25 protein-coding genes are annotated in these 13358 nt (G+C 54.4%); 9 read left to right on the forward strand and 16 right to left on the reverse strand.

The window, feature by feature from the left end; all coding sequences use genetic code 11:
- Positions 1-71 precede the first annotated feature (71 nt).
- From C7446_RS16355 to C7446_RS16605, 5 genes are all read right to left on the reverse strand, one after another.
- Positions 72-260, reverse strand: coding sequence for a hypothetical protein (locus C7446_RS16355; protein WP_147408768.1), 189 nt, complete (start codon positions 258-260; stop codon positions 72-74).
- Positions 257-682: a cytidine/deoxycytidylate deaminase family protein gene (locus tag C7446_RS12455; RefSeq protein ID WP_170150080.1), complete on the reverse strand. Its 426-nt coding sequence runs from the start codon at positions 680-682 to the stop codon at positions 257-259. Before C7446_RS12455 ends, C7446_RS16355 begins: the two co-directional genes overlap by 4 nt.
- Positions 675-896, reverse strand: coding sequence for a DUF551 domain-containing protein (locus C7446_RS12460; protein WP_170150081.1), 222 nt, complete (start codon positions 894-896; stop codon positions 675-677). Before C7446_RS12460 ends, C7446_RS12455 begins: the two co-directional genes overlap by 8 nt.
- Before the next feature lie 390 nt (positions 897-1286).
- Complete coding sequence (gene dut / locus C7446_RS12470; RefSeq protein ID WP_211327951.1) at positions 1287-1814, reverse strand: dUTP diphosphatase; 528 nt, start codon at positions 1812-1814, stop codon at positions 1287-1289.
- Positions 1815-1850: 36 nt separating this feature from the next.
- Positions 1851-2771 carry a hypothetical protein gene (locus C7446_RS16605; RefSeq protein ID WP_211327952.1) on the reverse strand — a complete coding sequence of 307 codons (921 nt, stop codon included), beginning with the start codon at positions 2769-2771 and terminating at the stop codon, positions 1851-1853.
- 60 nt (positions 2772-2831) lie between these two features.
- On the opposite strand from C7446_RS16605, the gene C7446_RS12480 reads away from it, so the two are divergent.
- Positions 2832-3107 carry an H-NS family histone-like protein gene (locus tag C7446_RS12480; RefSeq protein ID WP_121173444.1) on the forward strand — a complete coding sequence of 92 codons (276 nt, stop codon included), beginning with the start codon at positions 2832-2834 and terminating at the stop codon, positions 3105-3107.
- Here the strand turns inward: C7446_RS12480 and C7446_RS12485 are convergent.
- The 11 genes from C7446_RS12485 to C7446_RS12520 form a co-directional block, all read right to left on the reverse strand.
- Positions 3090-3587 carry a siphovirus Gp157 family protein gene (locus C7446_RS12485; protein WP_121173445.1) on the reverse strand — a complete coding sequence of 166 codons (498 nt, stop codon included), beginning with the start codon at positions 3585-3587 and terminating at the stop codon, positions 3090-3092. The genes C7446_RS12480 and C7446_RS12485 overlap by 18 nt on opposite strands.
- Positions 3588-3647: 60 nt before the next feature.
- Positions 3648-4271 carry a hypothetical protein gene (locus tag C7446_RS12490; protein ID WP_121173446.1) on the reverse strand — a complete coding sequence of 208 codons (624 nt, stop codon included), beginning with the start codon at positions 4269-4271 and terminating at the stop codon, positions 3648-3650.
- Entirely contained in the window at positions 4268-4915 is a 648-nt protein-coding gene (locus C7446_RS12495; RefSeq protein WP_121173447.1) for an AAA family ATPase, read from the reverse strand. Before C7446_RS12495 ends, C7446_RS12490 begins: the two co-directional genes overlap by 4 nt.
- Positions 4912-5067 (reverse strand): hypothetical protein, encoded by a 156-nt coding sequence (locus C7446_RS16490; RefSeq protein ID WP_170150082.1) that lies wholly within the window; start codon positions 5065-5067, stop codon positions 4912-4914. Before C7446_RS16490 ends, C7446_RS12495 begins: the two co-directional genes overlap by 4 nt.
- Positions 5068-5076: 9 nt before the next feature.
- Positions 5077-6066, reverse strand: a complete 990-nt coding sequence (locus C7446_RS12500; protein WP_121173448.1) for a YadA C-terminal domain-containing protein — start codon at positions 6064-6066, stop codon at positions 5077-5079.
- A gap of 70 nt (positions 6067-6136) precedes the next feature.
- Positions 6137-6328: a hypothetical protein gene (locus C7446_RS12505; protein ID WP_121173449.1), complete on the reverse strand. Its 192-nt coding sequence runs from the start codon at positions 6326-6328 to the stop codon at positions 6137-6139.
- Positions 6328-6627: a hypothetical protein gene (locus C7446_RS12510; RefSeq protein WP_121173450.1), complete on the reverse strand. Its 300-nt coding sequence runs from the start codon at positions 6625-6627 to the stop codon at positions 6328-6330. Before C7446_RS12510 ends, C7446_RS12505 begins: the two co-directional genes overlap by 1 nt.
- On the reverse strand, positions 6602-6778 hold the full coding sequence (locus C7446_RS16495; RefSeq protein WP_170150083.1) for a hypothetical protein: 177 nt from the start codon (positions 6776-6778) through the stop codon (positions 6602-6604). The genes C7446_RS12510 and C7446_RS16495 overlap by 26 nt, the downstream gene beginning before the upstream one ends.
- Positions 6779-7003: 225 nt before the next feature.
- On the reverse strand, positions 7004-7192 hold the full coding sequence (locus C7446_RS16360) for a hypothetical protein (protein ID WP_147408769.1): 189 nt from the start codon (positions 7190-7192) through the stop codon (positions 7004-7006).
- Positions 7189-7503, reverse strand: a complete 315-nt coding sequence (locus C7446_RS12515) for a hypothetical protein (protein WP_121173451.1) — start codon at positions 7501-7503, stop codon at positions 7189-7191. The genes C7446_RS16360 and C7446_RS12515 overlap by 4 nt, the downstream gene beginning before the upstream one ends.
- A 932-nt stretch (positions 7504-8435) precedes the next feature.
- The gene (locus C7446_RS12520; RefSeq protein ID WP_121173452.1) at positions 8436-8882 is read right to left on the reverse strand and encodes a helix-turn-helix domain-containing protein; all 447 of its coding nucleotides are present in this window, start codon (positions 8880-8882) and stop codon (positions 8436-8438) included.
- Between the two features lie 133 nt (positions 8883-9015).
- Between C7446_RS12520 and C7446_RS12525 the strand changes: the two genes are divergently transcribed.
- The 8 genes from C7446_RS12525 to C7446_RS12555 all read left to right on the forward strand — a co-directional run bounded on the left by C7446_RS12525 (position 9016) and on the right by C7446_RS12555 (position 13358).
- Positions 9016-9231 carry a helix-turn-helix domain-containing protein gene (locus C7446_RS12525; RefSeq protein ID WP_121173453.1) on the forward strand — a complete coding sequence of 72 codons (216 nt, stop codon included), beginning with the start codon at positions 9016-9018 and terminating at the stop codon, positions 9229-9231.
- A 72-nt stretch (positions 9232-9303) separates the two neighbouring features.
- Positions 9304-10131, forward strand: coding sequence for a Rha family transcriptional regulator (locus C7446_RS12530; protein WP_121173454.1), 828 nt, complete (start codon positions 9304-9306; stop codon positions 10129-10131).
- The gene (locus C7446_RS12535) at positions 10128-11051 is read left to right on the forward strand and encodes a replication protein (RefSeq protein WP_121173455.1); all 924 of its coding nucleotides are present in this window, start codon (positions 10128-10130) and stop codon (positions 11049-11051) included. Before C7446_RS12530 ends, C7446_RS12535 begins: the two co-directional genes overlap by 4 nt.
- Positions 11041-11838, forward strand: coding sequence for an ATP-binding protein (locus C7446_RS12540; RefSeq protein ID WP_170150084.1), 798 nt, complete (start codon positions 11041-11043; stop codon positions 11836-11838). Before C7446_RS12535 ends, C7446_RS12540 begins: the two co-directional genes overlap by 11 nt.
- On the forward strand, positions 11835-12146 hold the full coding sequence (locus tag C7446_RS16365; RefSeq protein WP_147408770.1) for a hypothetical protein: 312 nt from the start codon (positions 11835-11837) through the stop codon (positions 12144-12146). Before C7446_RS12540 ends, C7446_RS16365 begins: the two co-directional genes overlap by 4 nt.
- Positions 12143-12823 carry a DNA-methyltransferase gene (locus C7446_RS12545; RefSeq protein ID WP_121173457.1) on the forward strand — a complete coding sequence of 227 codons (681 nt, stop codon included), beginning with the start codon at positions 12143-12145 and terminating at the stop codon, positions 12821-12823. Before C7446_RS16365 ends, C7446_RS12545 begins: the two co-directional genes overlap by 4 nt.
- Complete coding sequence (locus C7446_RS12550) at positions 12820-13065, forward strand: hypothetical protein (protein WP_121173458.1); 246 nt, start codon at positions 12820-12822, stop codon at positions 13063-13065. Before C7446_RS12545 ends, C7446_RS12550 begins: the two co-directional genes overlap by 4 nt.
- Positions 13062-13358 carry a hypothetical protein gene (locus tag C7446_RS12555; RefSeq protein ID WP_121173459.1) on the forward strand — a complete coding sequence of 99 codons (297 nt, stop codon included), beginning with the start codon at positions 13062-13064 and terminating at the stop codon, positions 13356-13358. Before C7446_RS12550 ends, C7446_RS12555 begins: the two co-directional genes overlap by 4 nt.

The raw sequence follows: 13358 nt of genomic DNA on the forward strand, positions 1-13358 counted from the left end.
TTTTGTTCCTCGTGTTACCCATCTTTATCTCCTTTAACTCCCGTTCCAGCTCAGCCACACGCTGCCTTGCTCTATGCAGCTCGCTTGCTTCCGACATACTCCGCTTCAGATAGCGCCATTCCAACGCCACCATCGCTGCGTACCATTTGCTCATCTGCATATCGAGCCTCCAGATCATCTGCCCGCCCGCCATCAACCTGCATTCGCATGACGATTGCGCAGAGTAGAAAATATGCGATTGCTGCGATGATCCATGTCATTGTGTCAACTCCGTGTAGTTAACGCCTGCTTCTCTGAACATCTCCTGCGCCAGCCTGTGCGATCTCTCCCATTTGCTGCCCACCCGGTAGGGCGGGCATATCACCCTGCTGATACCTCTCTGGATCATCGCCTGTGCGCAGTGATGGCACGGACATTTCGTGATCAGCATCGTCCAGCCGCTCACGTCATGCAGATAGCCATGCAGCACTGCTTGCTCAGCGTGAATAACCAGATCAAGCTTGGCATCAACGTCATGCCAGCGTTCATCATTTGCGATGCCGCGTGGAAACTGATTGACGTCTCGGTGAGCAATGAGACCGCAGGGTGAGATCAGTGCGGATCCGACCCGACAGTGCGGATCGTGGGATTGAATATCGGCGTATTGTTGCAGAGAGGTGAGGGCGGTGTGCCAGTCATGCATTTGCCGGTGGTGGTGGCAGGGGTTGCCAGTGCGTCGGCTCAAAATCATGTGGCCATCTAGCCCAATTCTCTCCACTATTTTCTATCTCGCTGCCACGCCACCAACCTGCGTATATATCCGTCGTATAATTACCTCCTTTAGCATTGATAGCCACCATGAGAATCGGATCTCTTTCATTTGGAAGAAAATCTTCAACGCTGATCCAGTCACCCATTTCGCTTTTCCCATTCCATTGAACACTCGGCGCCGCAAAACAGCGCCCGGTCATCATCCAGCTCGTTTCCGCACAGCGGGTTATGACATTCGCCGCACGGCCTCAGCCTCGGCCCGCGCTGCCGATTGTTCAGTAGCTGGTCAATGTGCTGCTGTGCCAGCTCGTTTGCGTCGTCTGCTGCGTCAGCCATGAATCCCCCTATTCAGATACCTAAGAACTCGAATCATGGTGTATTGAAGTTCTTTTATCTCGACAAAATCTCTCGCCCAGTTGACAGCCATGGCGAGTACAGCGCACTCCATTAGGCTGAGGTGTGTGGCCAGAGACAAGAGATAACAGACAATCCAAAACAAACCGAGGATACATAATATTTTGGCCATCGTTTTCATTTCACATCCCCGTTGACCCATACCCATTATTGCCACGCTCTGTCTGATCCAGCGAACCGACCCGCCTTAGCTTGCCGGTAAATATGCGTTCAACGACCAACTGAGCGATCTTGTCTCCGGGGCTCACGTCATAGGGCTGGCTTCCGAGGTTGATCAGAACCACACCGATTTCGTTGGTATATCCACAGTCCACGACGCCAGCGAGCACGTCCAGTCCGTTCTTTACTGCCAGTCCTGAGCGAGGCGCGACGCGACCGTAGTACCCTTCAGGGATGGCCACGTGCACGCCCGTATGGATCAGCGCGCTGCGCCCGGGCCAAAGGTGCGCGCCGCTGATCGCCCGCAGATCGAAACCAGCGTCCGTTGCGTGCGCCTTTTCCGGCATGTATGCGCCATCATCTAGTGTGATGTCGATGTCGTTCGGATACAGCTCGTTCAGCAGCCGGTGCTTGTCATCTTCCAGCCGCTCGATCATGTCCATCAGCAACCGTTCATGCTGCGTGTCTTTCATTGCGTATGCTTCAGCCATGGTGTTCTCCAAAACAAAGCCGCTCAATGGCGGCTATCAGGATTCAATTTCTTTTGCTCGTTTCGCTGATGCGATGATCTCGTTGAGATCTTCTGCCTTTGTCTTGTGGCCGCGACCTCCGGGGCATAGTGCTTTCTTGATCAGGTGCTGCAGAGCCGGGTTGGTTACCTGCCATGCCGTCAGCACGTCATAAACATCAACGTATACACCCGGTGCGATCTCCCGATGGTATTTGCTGGCAAGCTTGGCATTGCGCCGATCAATATCGCGCTGCACGTGAGCGAACGCGTCGTCTTCGTCTTCGTTGCGCAGTTCTGGCCGCACCTCCAGCGTTTGGGTCCAGTCATGCCCCGCGGGTACATAGCCAGGACACATCCCCCTCAACCACATGCCTGCCCCTTCACCTATCCAGCCCCCGCTATCATGATGCGGGTATGCTGAAAGGAAAGTGCCGAACAGCCACCCGCCATCATCGTGCTGTACCAGTATCCGCGCATCGTCCGGCGCATCATCCCAGCTCGGCTTGCCAATCAGTCGCTCACGCTCGGCATTTCGCCGATCAATGTCCCGCTGCACGTGGTCGAATGCATCATCTTCGTACTCATTGCACTGATCAGGCCGCTTTTCCAGTGTATGGCGCCATTCATAGCCTGCCGGCGTGGCTCCATAAGATGCAATGCACTTGATTATTCCTGAATTTATCTGCCATTCGGATGCAGTTGTCATCATGAAAGGTCGATCATCTAGCCACCACCAACGGCCTTCATGGTCTTGAGCTAGCCATTTAGCCCAGACAGGCGCATCATCGCACCAGCTCGGCTTGTTGATCAGCCGCTCGCGTTCGGCGAGCCATTCTTCTTCGCAAAATTCAAGACCCGCCATCCTTAAGGATGTCATGTGCTCAGGCCATTCATGCTGCTTCATTGCCAGATTCGTCAAAACCTCTTGTCGATCCATCTTGCATACCCTCACTGTCCGATTGCTGATACGCTCTCCCGTCCACAACAGGAGAGCCACATGTCTGATCTATCGTCGATTGCCGGAAACAAGAACGTGCTCAAGGGCCAGCTTCGCCGTCTCTCGCTCGAACAGCTCTACAAGCTGAGCGAGGTGTCGATGCAGATCATCGAGGAGAAGGAAGAGGCCGAGCGCGACCGCCTCGCGCTCGAGCAGGAGAAACAGCGCAAGCTGGATGAGATCCGGCAAGCCATGGCGGATGCCGGCCTGTCAGCGGATGACCTGCATCCGGCAAAACGGCGGGGCAGGCCGAGGAAATCAGCTGATTCGGAGTGAATCCTGACCCTTGCCAAGGGACGCACCCGGCACCGATTGCCCGGCCTTGAGCGCCTTCAGGATGGCCGCCTTGTCGGGTGATCGTGTCTCCTTCACTCGCACGTAGTCGGCAGGGAGCTGTTGCTCGTCATCCAGCCGGGCGACATCCTTGCCCGCAACTCGGGAGATGGTGAACAGTCGGCGCTTGATCTTGTCGCGCCCAGTGCTCTCCATCGCCATTCTGACGCGTTCACGGCAGGCATCAGCGTTGCGTCTGAATGACTCGGCGCGCTTCCTGAGACGATCAATCTCTGCCTTGCAATACTCGGCATCTTCATCAAGCTGACGGGCCACAATAATCGTGGCCTCGATCTTCTCATCGAGCATCTCGCCCTGAGCTGTTAGCGTTTCGTCCAGCGCTTCGCGGAATGCCTCGTCATCAGCGGCATCCATGTTCGCCAGTTGCTGGAATTCATGAGATAGGTTATAGAGTGTAGCCATATCATCCCCGGTAATTCAGGGGCCGCCATTTAGCGGCCAATTTTTAAATAATCCTTTGTCCTAGAAAGGTATTTCATCGTCAAAGTCGTTGCTGGAAGGCGGGATGTTGCTGTTCGCGTACTCATTTGCAGAGTTGTATGGCTGACTCTGCTGCTGCTTGGCCTGTTTTCCGCCAGGATTTTCCGCGAAGCGTTGCTCCCAGTATGCTGCGCTGTCCGCTGATTTGCCTTCCAAGTGCTCTGCAATCGTTTTTCCGGATCGTGCCGACATGAAACACTTGATCTGAAATCGGAAACCTTCGCCACCATTGCTCTTGGTGTAGTTTTCTCGCTCAAGAGCGATCTGTACCGGTTTCCTTGTCAGCTCCGGTGCAATCATCCCGTTTTGTCCGCCTTGCTGGCTCAGGCTCTGGACTCCGGTGACGCCCATCAGGCTCTGGATTTGATTGACGCCGACTTCATTCTTGGAGCCATCTTTTTTCTGGTAATAGATGGTCAGGTAGTTGGCCTTTTGCCCATGCTCTGACTCAAAAGACAATTCCAGCCCTTTTGCCCCACTATTTGCCTCTGTCCATTTGGCTTGCTCAACGAATCCGCGCACGACGCACGACTCGGTGATGTACTCACCGCCCCCTGCATCAGCGGCTGCGGCTTGGTTTTCATCGTAGGAAAATACTTGCGTCATGATACCTGCTCCTGTTGTTCAGGTTGGGTGATCCCGTAATAGTCAACTATCTGACTATCAACAGCATTGATGTCGTTTTCGATCAGGTCGGATTCAAATAAGCCCATGGGGGATTTTACGGTATCTGATCCGTTATTAACCGTCCGAAACTGGTAAACCCCGTCGTTCACTTGGGTTCGAAGCACAATCGTAAAAAGTCCCTCCAGAGTTATTTTTTCATCCAGCATCTTTCCGATTGTTTTTATCTTGGTTCGTCCAAAATCATCATCCTGAGTATGGCTCAGGATATAGACGCGAACGTGCTCAGGCAGGCTGGATAGTGCATTGATGACTTCCCATGCATGCCGGGCAATCTCAGTGAATTTGTCGAAACCTTTTTCTTCGCTACGGCGCATAAACTCATTCGCCATAACGTACTGGAAATCATCGACCACGACTACTTCGCGGCCTCGATGGGCTGCAGTCTGAGCAGCCTTAACCATTTTTCCCCATTGGTCTGTTGTTACCTGCTGCCAGTCCTTTGATCGAAATGGCAGCGGCTTTTCGACAGCTTTAATGAGCGCTGTCTTGCTCGGTTCAAGATTGCGAAGACTGGCTGTTTTGCCAGTCCCTGATTGCCCCAGCACAAGAGTTGCGATACTCATCGTGCGTACTCCTCTTGTATTCTTTCAGCCTCCGCCATATAGCGCTTGGCATCAGACTGTATATTATCGGGCGATAAAAAAGCGCCTTCTTGGCGCCAGTCATCCCATGCTTGTTGCTCAGGTGTCATCAGGCTTCGATATTTTTCGATCATCACGTCACCTCAAAACTGGAAATTCATGCCGGCGCCGTACGTCTCGTTGCCGCGACTATCGAACGACACGTTCGCGTTGACGAATGCACTGCTGCCGACCGGCGCGCCGATGGCCACGGATCCGGCCGATTCGCTACGATATGCGCCACCCGCCAAGCTCATCTGGAATCCAGCATCAGGGCCCAGCAGCCACGCATGACTGGCCGCTGCCACTGCAGCCGCAACACCTGCTTTCAGGTCATCAACATCACCGCGCAGATCATCGATAGCGTCCCGGTTGCGCTGAATCGCTGCTGTGTTGCCGTTGATCGCTGATGTGTGATTGCTGAGTTGCGCTGACTGACGGCTGTTGATGTCGGCGTTCGTCGCGATGCGCTGATCGTGCTGATCGAGCGTCTGTGCCTGCTGACGGTTCGTCTCGGCGTTATCAGCCACGCCCTGAGCGTTGCCGCTGATCCGCTGATCGTGACTGCTGAGCGTTTCAGATTGCTGCTGATTGACCGCAGCGTTGTCTGCCACGCCGTTTTCATTACTCCTGATGCGCTCGTCGTGATCGTCCAGCCGTCCGGCGTTGTCTTGGCTGCGCTGATCTGCCGATGATGCCGTGCTGCCGACTGTGTCGATTCGATCAGACAGTTCGCTGTCACGCTGTTTGCTGTCCTGTTCAACGCCGCCGATCCGAGCGTGAGCGTTGTCGATGCTGTCATCCTGCCGCTGATTGCGCTGATCCATCTCGTCGAGGCGGCCGCGATTCTGACGGATGACGCCTTCCTGCCGGTCATTCCACGCGTCTTGATCGGCGATGTTGCGCTGATTGGCTTCGGCGAGGCCGGTGTTGCGGTCAGCATGCGCTGATACTGCGTCGATGCGCTGAGAGTTGTGCTTCACGTCGCTTGTAGTAGCGACGCCGATGGAGTGATAAAACGAGCCAGTTGCATTGGCGGGATTGCATGCGGCAACGGCGGTGCCCACCGCAATGGCTAGCAGTGTACGTTTCATGATATGATTCCTGTGCTGTTCGTTACTCGGAAGGTTTCGATCAGTGGAGGCGGCTTTCGGGCCGCCTTCTTCATTCGTCGATCACGTCAATCTCAGGATCTTCCCATCGACCAGCCTTGATGGTTCCTTGCCCCATTCGGTCACCTATCATTTCTGCGGCCTCATACTCATCAACTTGCAACAAGCGATCGTACTCATCGCAATCAATGTCTACTGTCAAGCTGTGACTTAAAATCTCAGTAACTTTCAGCTTTACTTTCATCACACCACTCCCAGATTCTTCTTCGCCAGATCGCAGATGGCGTCGTATTCCATCCTCGACTTGATCGCCGCGCCCTGTGCTCGCTCAAACTCTGATGCTGCGTAATCGCGATCAACGCATGCCCGTTCGTACGTGTCGATGTCGTCTATCTCTTTCAGAGCCTCAACAACCTCGTCAGGGCTCTCGGTGATGCGCTGGATTTCGTCGTCGAGAATCTCGTCGCGCCGTACACCGTCGTCGTATGCTTGCTGATGTTCCGCAGCGTTTGCCGTCTCAGCGCTTTTCAGTGTCACCCGCATTGATATTCTCCTCGCTTAACCATACCGCTTTTTGCAGCGATTCCAGACGCTGCACGCAGGGCTGTTCGATAAATGCCTTGGCTGCCGCCACCAGATTCTTGTGTGCCTCTTTCTCGCGCCGTGTGCGGTTCAGAAATGCTGTGATCGACATGTCATGCCCTCGATATGCATCGCGGCACCCTTGCCATTGTCAGGTTCGGGTTACCAATGATGCGCATGTGTTTGGCCTGCTGAGGGTCATGGTATGTACACGTTTCGCGCAGATCCTTGATTGGATCACGCCTCTTGATCAGAGATGACGCGACGCAGACACAAAAAAGGCAGCCGATGAAAGCTGCCATATACCCGATCGGGTGGATGCTCTGGATTGCCTCAATCACGCCGCCTCCAGCTCTTCTGCCTTGAAATCCCAGAACGCCGTTTCAGTACCAACTGCCGCGGCATAATCGACGAATCGCTCGTACTCGATGTCATTCAGACTGATGTGGGCCAGCGTGTTGCCAAACCGATCGACCGCCTCCAGGCACATAGCGCCTGATCTTTTTTCGTGCTGAGTGATAATCATTTGCCCACCTCCAGATTTTTGTAGCATGAGGAAGCCCACTGGTTGGCGTAACGATCAATCGAGCGTTGCTTGTATTCCTGTGTACTGAACTTGGGCTCCCGGTATGCGATGCGCACCATTTCGCGATACATCTTCTCTTCAAAGACGCTGATAGTATTCGGCAAAGGAACGCCTGCTTGCCGCGCCTCCATGACCTGAGCCGCTGTCTCGTACATTTTTTTGCAGATCTTGTCTTTTTTTGACTCTTCCTGCGCCTGAGCCGGTGCGCATGCGGCCAGACCGATAACTGCTGCTGCGATTGCTGTCTTCATGATGCACCTCAGAGATTCATTACAAGAGCGAACCACACGCCATAGCCGCACAGCGCGATGGTCGCGATTGATGTCAATGCGAGGGTAATGCCAGTCAGTTTGCCCATGGCTGCCTCACATGTTGTCGTCAGTGGCTGCTTCGATCATGCCGACGATGATTGCTGCAATTACGTTGATCATGTCTCTCTCCACAAAAAAGCCCGCACGGGGCGGGCATGGGATGCGATGACGAATCATCGGGGAGCCAGCTGCGCGATGAAGTTCTGAAGAACACCGCCCGAACCATTGTTAGCGTTCTATCAACTGGCTCTCCGATGGACCGCAGATATAGCGCTGCGGCCGCCGCTTTATGTTGTGGCACCCGTTATTCACCCCACGGTTTGCTTGGGTATTCATTTCACAGCCCCGGGTCGCTTTCCCCGGCTCGCCCCGCACTACACGACGCGAATCCATCATTCAGTCCCCGCTAGGGTGGCTGCGCTCGTCCGACAACACTGGCTGCCGTCCGCCTGCTTTTTTGGTGTGCAGGTCACCGTGTTCGTTGTTAAAGAGCGATCGGTGCGTTTCGCTGCATCCGATGTCTCGTAATTTAAACGTGCGTAGTTCGCACGTCAAGGGCGAAGTTTAAACTTTTTTGGGTTAAAAAAAGCCCGCTCGATGGCGGGCTCTTGGAATTGATTGAAATCAGTCACTTACCATTCATCACCACCCCCTTTACTCCTGAAGTTATCCCATGCTTGGCACAAGGCCTCCGCCAGTTCATCGTCATGAGGTTCCATAATTCCCCGGGAGATTCTGGTTTTGGTGTATGAATATACAGCGTATGGAAAAATGTCCTCCATGCCAACAGGTTAAACTTAAACGAATTTTGCGTAATTTAGCATCACGAAGAGCATAAAAACCCCGACAAGCAGTCGGGTGAAGGAAGCGTGCTAGATCAGTTTGTGAGCAATTTCTCCGCTAACCGTGTTCTCGCTCTCACCGCCTTTTAGAAGCTGATATGCAGTCTCGACCAGATCTTCGACCTCTTCACGAGTCGCATCTGGCTTGAGCCTAACGACCAGCGGGAACGTTATGCGAGCCGCCTTCTTGGCAATTTCCAAGCCTTCATCATCAAAGCGATCGGAAACCGAAACGGGGGCATGATGACTCGCGCCAATCAGCCATTCAGCGTTTACATTGAGTGCGGACGCAATATCCGCCCAGCGATCAGCCGAAGGTGTAACACCGCCTCTTAACCATTTGGCTGCTGTCTGCGGCGACACCTCCAGATCGTTTGCCAAGTATGACGCGATCCCGTGTTCGCGCCCGTAACGGGCAATACATGCTTGCCTCAAACGTTCTGCGAAAATCTTTTTCTTTTCAGCGCTAAGCCTCATGTCTTCTCGCTCATCCGTGAATGCTGGCGAGAAAAATACAACCAAAGATTAAACTTTGCAACCAATTTCGCAAACGGGTTGCGTTATAAGTCTCAATGATTTAAATTTCGCATATAACATGCGAGGTTTAGCAATGCTGGCACAGCTCATCGAAGAAATCGGAACAGTGAAGGTGGCCAAGGCCTGCGGGGTATCAAAGGGTCTGGTCTCTATCTGGAAGCGCAACGGGACGCTTCCTTATAAGCACCCCGGCAATCGGACGGCAGGGTATGAGCGTGCTATTGCGCGACTGGCAGGGATGCCGGTGGCGGAATTGCGAAAGCAGATAAGGCAGGAAGGTGCGGCATAGGTCGCACATGCGAACGCCCCGGAAGGTTGGGAGCCAAGCCGGGGCGCAAAACAGCTAACAGTAGGAGCTGAGATGAATACTACCGCAATCACGCAGAACCAGCAAGCCACCATGTCGAGCCGCGAGATCGCGGAGTTGACCGGCAAGCGTCACGGCGATGTGATTCGCGACATTCGAGCCATGGTTACAGCTCTGGCTAGAACTGATTATGAGGATTCAGTCACGAGCTATGACTGGTCGAATACCCCGGAAAAAGTCAGCGGGTTTTTGCGTCATCAGGAAAATCATGGAGTTACAGAAGAAAAGGATTCGCGAGGATATACCCAGTATTTTCTCCTCGACCGCTACCACACCGAGGTACTGGTCACCGGCTACGACGTGAAGCGCCGGGCCGCCGTCATCAGGCGCTGGCACGACCTCGAGACTGGCGCAGCCAAGCCGGTCGCCGAACTTGCCAACGTCCCTGCCACTATCGCTCTTGTCGAATGCGCTGCCAATCTCCTGCGCACATCCGACTCTGGCAAGGTCGTCATGCTCCGCAAGGCTGGCCAGGCCGTGGGCGCTGATACCTCATTCCTGCCCGACTACACCGAGGACAGCGCCCCGGGCCACGTTGGCGCCATGGATACCGCCAGCCTGACCCAACTGCTGCGCGACCACGGCCTGAGCCATTCAGCGGCAGCCGTGAACCAGGCTCTCCACGATGCCGGGATCCTGGAGAGCCGTACCCGCAAGAGCAACAAGGGTGCTCTCAAGCATTTCTGGTGCCTTACCGACGCCGGCCAAAACTACGGCAAAAACGTCGTGAGCCCGCAGTCGCCGCGAGAGACGCAGCCGCATTACTACCGAGCCCATTTTACCGAACTGCTAGGCCTGATCGGGCTGGAGGGTGACCAATGAGTACCGCTGAGAACGTTCACTACCTCCCGGGGCATGAGCCAAATCAAGAGGCCGATCAGAGTGCTGGCAGAGGGTCTGGTGCTCAACTCGAGGACGGTTACGTGCGAACAGCCAACGATATTGTCGAAGGCCTCATGAAGGCCCCTCTGACCAGCCGTGAGAGCCGAATTATCAGAGCAGTAGAGAGGGCCACATACGGATGGCAACGATCCTCTGCGCGCCTATCTCAGTCCGTTTTGGCAGAAATGACCGGGCTGACCGCCAAGCGATGCAGCGAAGCGGTAAACAGCCTGCTGAAGAAAAAGGTGCTGTTTCGAGACGGCGGTAGCCAATCTCCTATCGGTATCAACACCCGTGTTTCGGAGTGGGATTTCAGCACCGAAAAATCCAAAAACGTCCCTAATTTGGCGCGCGATACAAATTGGGGTCAGAGTCCCCAAACTAGGGACGAAAAACGTCCGCAAAATAGGGACACAAATAAAGACAGGAAAGACAACACCCCCTCACTACGTTCGGGGGTGGGTGCATCGAAGGGGAAAACGGCTTCCGGATCCTCGACCGAATACACCGCAGATTTCGAAGCTGCCTGGTCGCTATATCCAAAACGTTCTGGATCAAATCCCAAGCGCGAAGCGTTCAAAGCCTGGAACGCTCGAATCTCGGAAGGTTTCAGCACTGATGACATGGTTGCCGGGCTCAAGCGCTACGCAGCCCATGTATCCGCCAAAGGCAACTGGGGCACCGAATTTGTCATGCAGGGCAAACGATTCTTTGGCCCGTCTGCCGAGTTTGAAACCGAGTGGGCTGTAGCCACCACGACTCCTGCCAGTGGGCGACAAACTCCGGGACGGCACTCAAATCTGCAGTCACCTGACACGTCGAATCTGGTCAAGCGAGGAGATGGCACCTATGAGTTCTGAAAACATCCTGAGCATGCTGGGTGCGAGTGAGTCGAAGATGGTCAACTGCGAAATTCATGGCCAGTACGAATCCACTCACTTCGTTCTCTCAAATCGTGAGTTCTGGTCAGGCTGCCCTTCATGCGCCGAGGAAAAGGCAGAGCGTGAAAGGGGTGAGCAACTCAGGGCCGAGCAAGAAGCGTATTACCGTAAGCGCACGCAAGACATGCTGGGCTATGCCTGCATACCGCCACGCTTTGCTGACAAAACGTTTGATTCGTACCGTGCAGAAACCGATCAGCAGCAGCGCTATAAACAAAAATGCCAGGCCTACGCTGATGAGTTCGTTGAGAACCTGAATCAGGGCGAAGGAATGCTCATGCTGGGCGATCCCGGTACCGGCAAAACCCATCTGGCAGTGGCTGTGCTCAACGAGATTATTCGATCGCACGGCATTGGAGGCGTCTACACAACAGCTGCTCGCATGTATCGACGCATCAAGGATACATACAGCTCGCGAGAGGAAACCGAGTCTCAGGCCATCGCAGCATTTACCAAGCCCAGCCTGCTGGTACTGGACGAGATCGGCGTTTCTTTCGGAAGTGATGCTGAGCTGAACTATTTGTTCGACGTAATGAACGAGCGCTACGAGCAGTGCCTGCCGACCATCGTGGTTTCAAACGTTCAGCCCGAAGAGATCGGGAAGTGGATGGGCGATCGTGTTGTAGACCGGTTGCGCGAGTGCAGCAAGATGATGGTTTTCAACTGGGAGTCAGCGCGCAAGGGAATCGGAAGGGGTGAGTCATGAAATTAAAGCCTGCATGGTCTGAAGAACAAGAGCAGTTTCTTCGTGATCACTACGGAAGTCTTTCCCCGCATGAGATTTGCCAGTCCATGCCAGAGCCGAAAAAGAGCTATTCGGCTGTCATTACCAGAGCCGGAAAGCTGGGTTTGTCAGATCCGAATGCCAACAAGCGAAGTTATGCAGACAGAGATCAATTCTATATGGCAGCAGTATGCCGGCTTACTACCAGCTTGTTCCGCGACTACGCCACGGCCCCTCAGCGGTATGTCATGGCGAAGCGTGAGCCGGAAAGCGTTGGAGGTGCCGCATGATTCAACTGCTCAATATGGATTGCATGGATTACATGCGGAGCCAACCCGATGACTCTTTCGACCTAGCTATCGTAGATCCTCCCTACTTTGAGGGGCCCAACAAGCCTGGTTTCTACCGAAACGGAGAATTCAGTAGCACGTTGGTGCCTGCTGGGAAATATGGCGCGTTGAAACATTGGGAGGTTCCAGCGAACGAATACTTCGCAGAGCTAAAGAGGGTGTCGCGCCACCGAATTATTTGGGGCGCAAACCATTTCTGCGATCGCTTCGACGCAAGCGGGCCGGGATGGATTGTCTGGGATAAAGAGAATGGGGCAAGTTCGTTTGCAGACGCTGAACTGGCCAGCAGCACCTTTGATAAGGCGGTTCGTGTTTTTCGGTACCGTTGGAACGGCATGATTCAAGGGTCGCATGGCAATAAGCGCTTGAACGAGAAGCGCATCCATCCAACACAGAAGCCCGTAAAGCTCTACGAATGGATGCTCGCCAATTACTCCAAGCCCGGCCAACGCATCCTCGATACCCACCTAGGTAGCGCGTCAAGCGCTATTGCAGCGCATTACTTTGGCTGCGATTTCGTTGGCACTGAGCTTGATGCCGACTATTTCGCCACTGCCAAGGCTCGTTTCAATCGCGAAACGAGCCAGATCGACATGTTCGCCGGAGGTGCCGCATGACAGTCCACGACATTCGCCATCTCAAATTGCCTGACGCGGTACTCAATGTGCTGCGCCGCATCGCTGATCCGTCGATCGAAGAGATTGCGCATGAGGTCGAGAGCAACGGCGGCGGCCGGCACGACCTGCAGGCTCTGCTTGGCGCCATCTGCATTCTGGAAAACCGTGGTTACTACATCGTCGAGCATGACGACCTCGACGGCATCCGTTATGAACTGGTCGAGCCGGAGCTTTCAGCATGACTACAGCAACAGCAACACGCCGTCACCGGCTCGACAACGCCAATAGCCAGCTGAGCCGCACGTTTATCGTGCTGCGAGACGCAGATAGGTGGTTAGTGCTTCACGAGATCGCTGAGGCCATCTTGGAGCGCTTCGATAAGCTCGACAGTCATGCGGCGATCAGTGCGCGGATCCGCGATCTGCGAGCCAAAGGTTGCACGATCTATCGGCGTGACCATCGCCCGGAGATTAAAGGGGTTCGTCCGGCAGAATATCGTTTGATCAGCATTGAGAATGGCGAGGTGTCGGCATGA

Source organism: Kushneria sinocarnis (assembly GCF_003633775.1).
In the GTDB taxonomy this organism is placed as follows: domain Bacteria; phylum Pseudomonadota; class Gammaproteobacteria; order Pseudomonadales; family Halomonadaceae; genus Kushneria; species Kushneria sinocarnis.

Bases quoted from the DNA above. Each gene is read 5' to 3' on its own strand.
- C7446_RS16355 (WP_147408768.1), bottom strand. From the start codon at position 260: ATGACATGGATCATCGCAGCAATCGCATATTTTCTACTCTGCGCAATC.
- C7446_RS12455 (WP_170150080.1), bottom strand. From the start codon at position 682: ATGCATGACTGGCACACCGCCCTCACCTCTCTGCAACAATACGCCGAT.
- C7446_RS12460 (WP_170150081.1), bottom strand. From the start codon at position 896: ATGGGTGACTGGATCAGCGTTGAAGATTTTCTTCCAAATGAAAGAGAT.
- dut (WP_211327951.1), bottom strand. From the start codon at position 1,814: ATGGCTGAAGCATACGCAATGAAAGACACGCAGCATGAACGGTTGCTG.
- C7446_RS16605 (WP_211327952.1), bottom strand. From the start codon at position 2,771: ATGGATCGACAAGAGGTTTTGACGAATCTGGCAATGAAGCAGCATGAA.
- C7446_RS12480 (WP_121173444.1), top strand. From the start codon at position 2,832: ATGTCTGATCTATCGTCGATTGCCGGAAACAAGAACGTGCTCAAGGGC.
- C7446_RS12485 (WP_121173445.1), bottom strand. From the start codon at position 3,587: ATGGCTACACTCTATAACCTATCTCATGAATTCCAGCAACTGGCGAAC.
- C7446_RS12490 (WP_121173446.1), bottom strand. From the start codon at position 4,271: ATGACGCAAGTATTTTCCTACGATGAAAACCAAGCCGCAGCCGCTGAT.
- C7446_RS12495 (WP_121173447.1), bottom strand. From the start codon at position 4,915: ATGAGTATCGCAACTCTTGTGCTGGGGCAATCAGGGACTGGCAAAACA.
- C7446_RS16490 (WP_170150082.1), bottom strand. From the start codon at position 5,067: ATGATCGAAAAATATCGAAGCCTGATGACACCTGAGCAACAAGCATGG.
- C7446_RS12500 (WP_121173448.1), bottom strand. From the start codon at position 6,066: ATGAAACGTACACTGCTAGCCATTGCGGTGGGCACCGCCGTTGCCGCA.
- C7446_RS12505 (WP_121173449.1), bottom strand. From the start codon at position 6,328: ATGAAAGTAAAGCTGAAAGTTACTGAGATTTTAAGTCACAGCTTGACA.
- C7446_RS12510 (WP_121173450.1), bottom strand. From the start codon at position 6,627: ATGCGGGTGACACTGAAAAGCGCTGAGACGGCAAACGCTGCGGAACAT.
- C7446_RS16495 (WP_170150083.1), bottom strand. From the start codon at position 6,778: ATGTCGATCACAGCATTTCTGAACCGCACACGGCGCGAGAAAGAGGCA.
- C7446_RS16360 (WP_147408769.1), bottom strand. From the start codon at position 7,192: ATGATTATCACTCAGCACGAAAAAAGATCAGGCGCTATGTGCCTGGAG.
- C7446_RS12515 (WP_121173451.1), bottom strand. From the start codon at position 7,503: ATGAAGACAGCAATCGCAGCAGCAGTTATCGGTCTGGCCGCATGCGCA.
- C7446_RS12520 (WP_121173452.1), bottom strand. From the start codon at position 8,882: ATGAGGCTTAGCGCTGAAAAGAAAAAGATTTTCGCAGAACGTTTGAGG.
- C7446_RS12525 (WP_121173453.1), top strand. From the start codon at position 9,016: ATGCTGGCACAGCTCATCGAAGAAATCGGAACAGTGAAGGTGGCCAAG.
- C7446_RS12530 (WP_121173454.1), top strand. From the start codon at position 9,304: ATGAATACTACCGCAATCACGCAGAACCAGCAAGCCACCATGTCGAGC.
- C7446_RS12535 (WP_121173455.1), top strand. From the start codon at position 10,128: ATGAGTACCGCTGAGAACGTTCACTACCTCCCGGGGCATGAGCCAAAT.
- C7446_RS12540 (WP_170150084.1), top strand. From the start codon at position 11,041: ATGAGTTCTGAAAACATCCTGAGCATGCTGGGTGCGAGTGAGTCGAAG.
- C7446_RS16365 (WP_147408770.1), top strand. From the start codon at position 11,835: ATGAAATTAAAGCCTGCATGGTCTGAAGAACAAGAGCAGTTTCTTCGT.
- C7446_RS12545 (WP_121173457.1), top strand. From the start codon at position 12,143: ATGATTCAACTGCTCAATATGGATTGCATGGATTACATGCGGAGCCAA.
- C7446_RS12550 (WP_121173458.1), top strand. From the start codon at position 12,820: ATGACAGTCCACGACATTCGCCATCTCAAATTGCCTGACGCGGTACTC.
- C7446_RS12555 (WP_121173459.1), top strand. From the start codon at position 13,062: ATGACTACAGCAACAGCAACACGCCGTCACCGGCTCGACAACGCCAAT.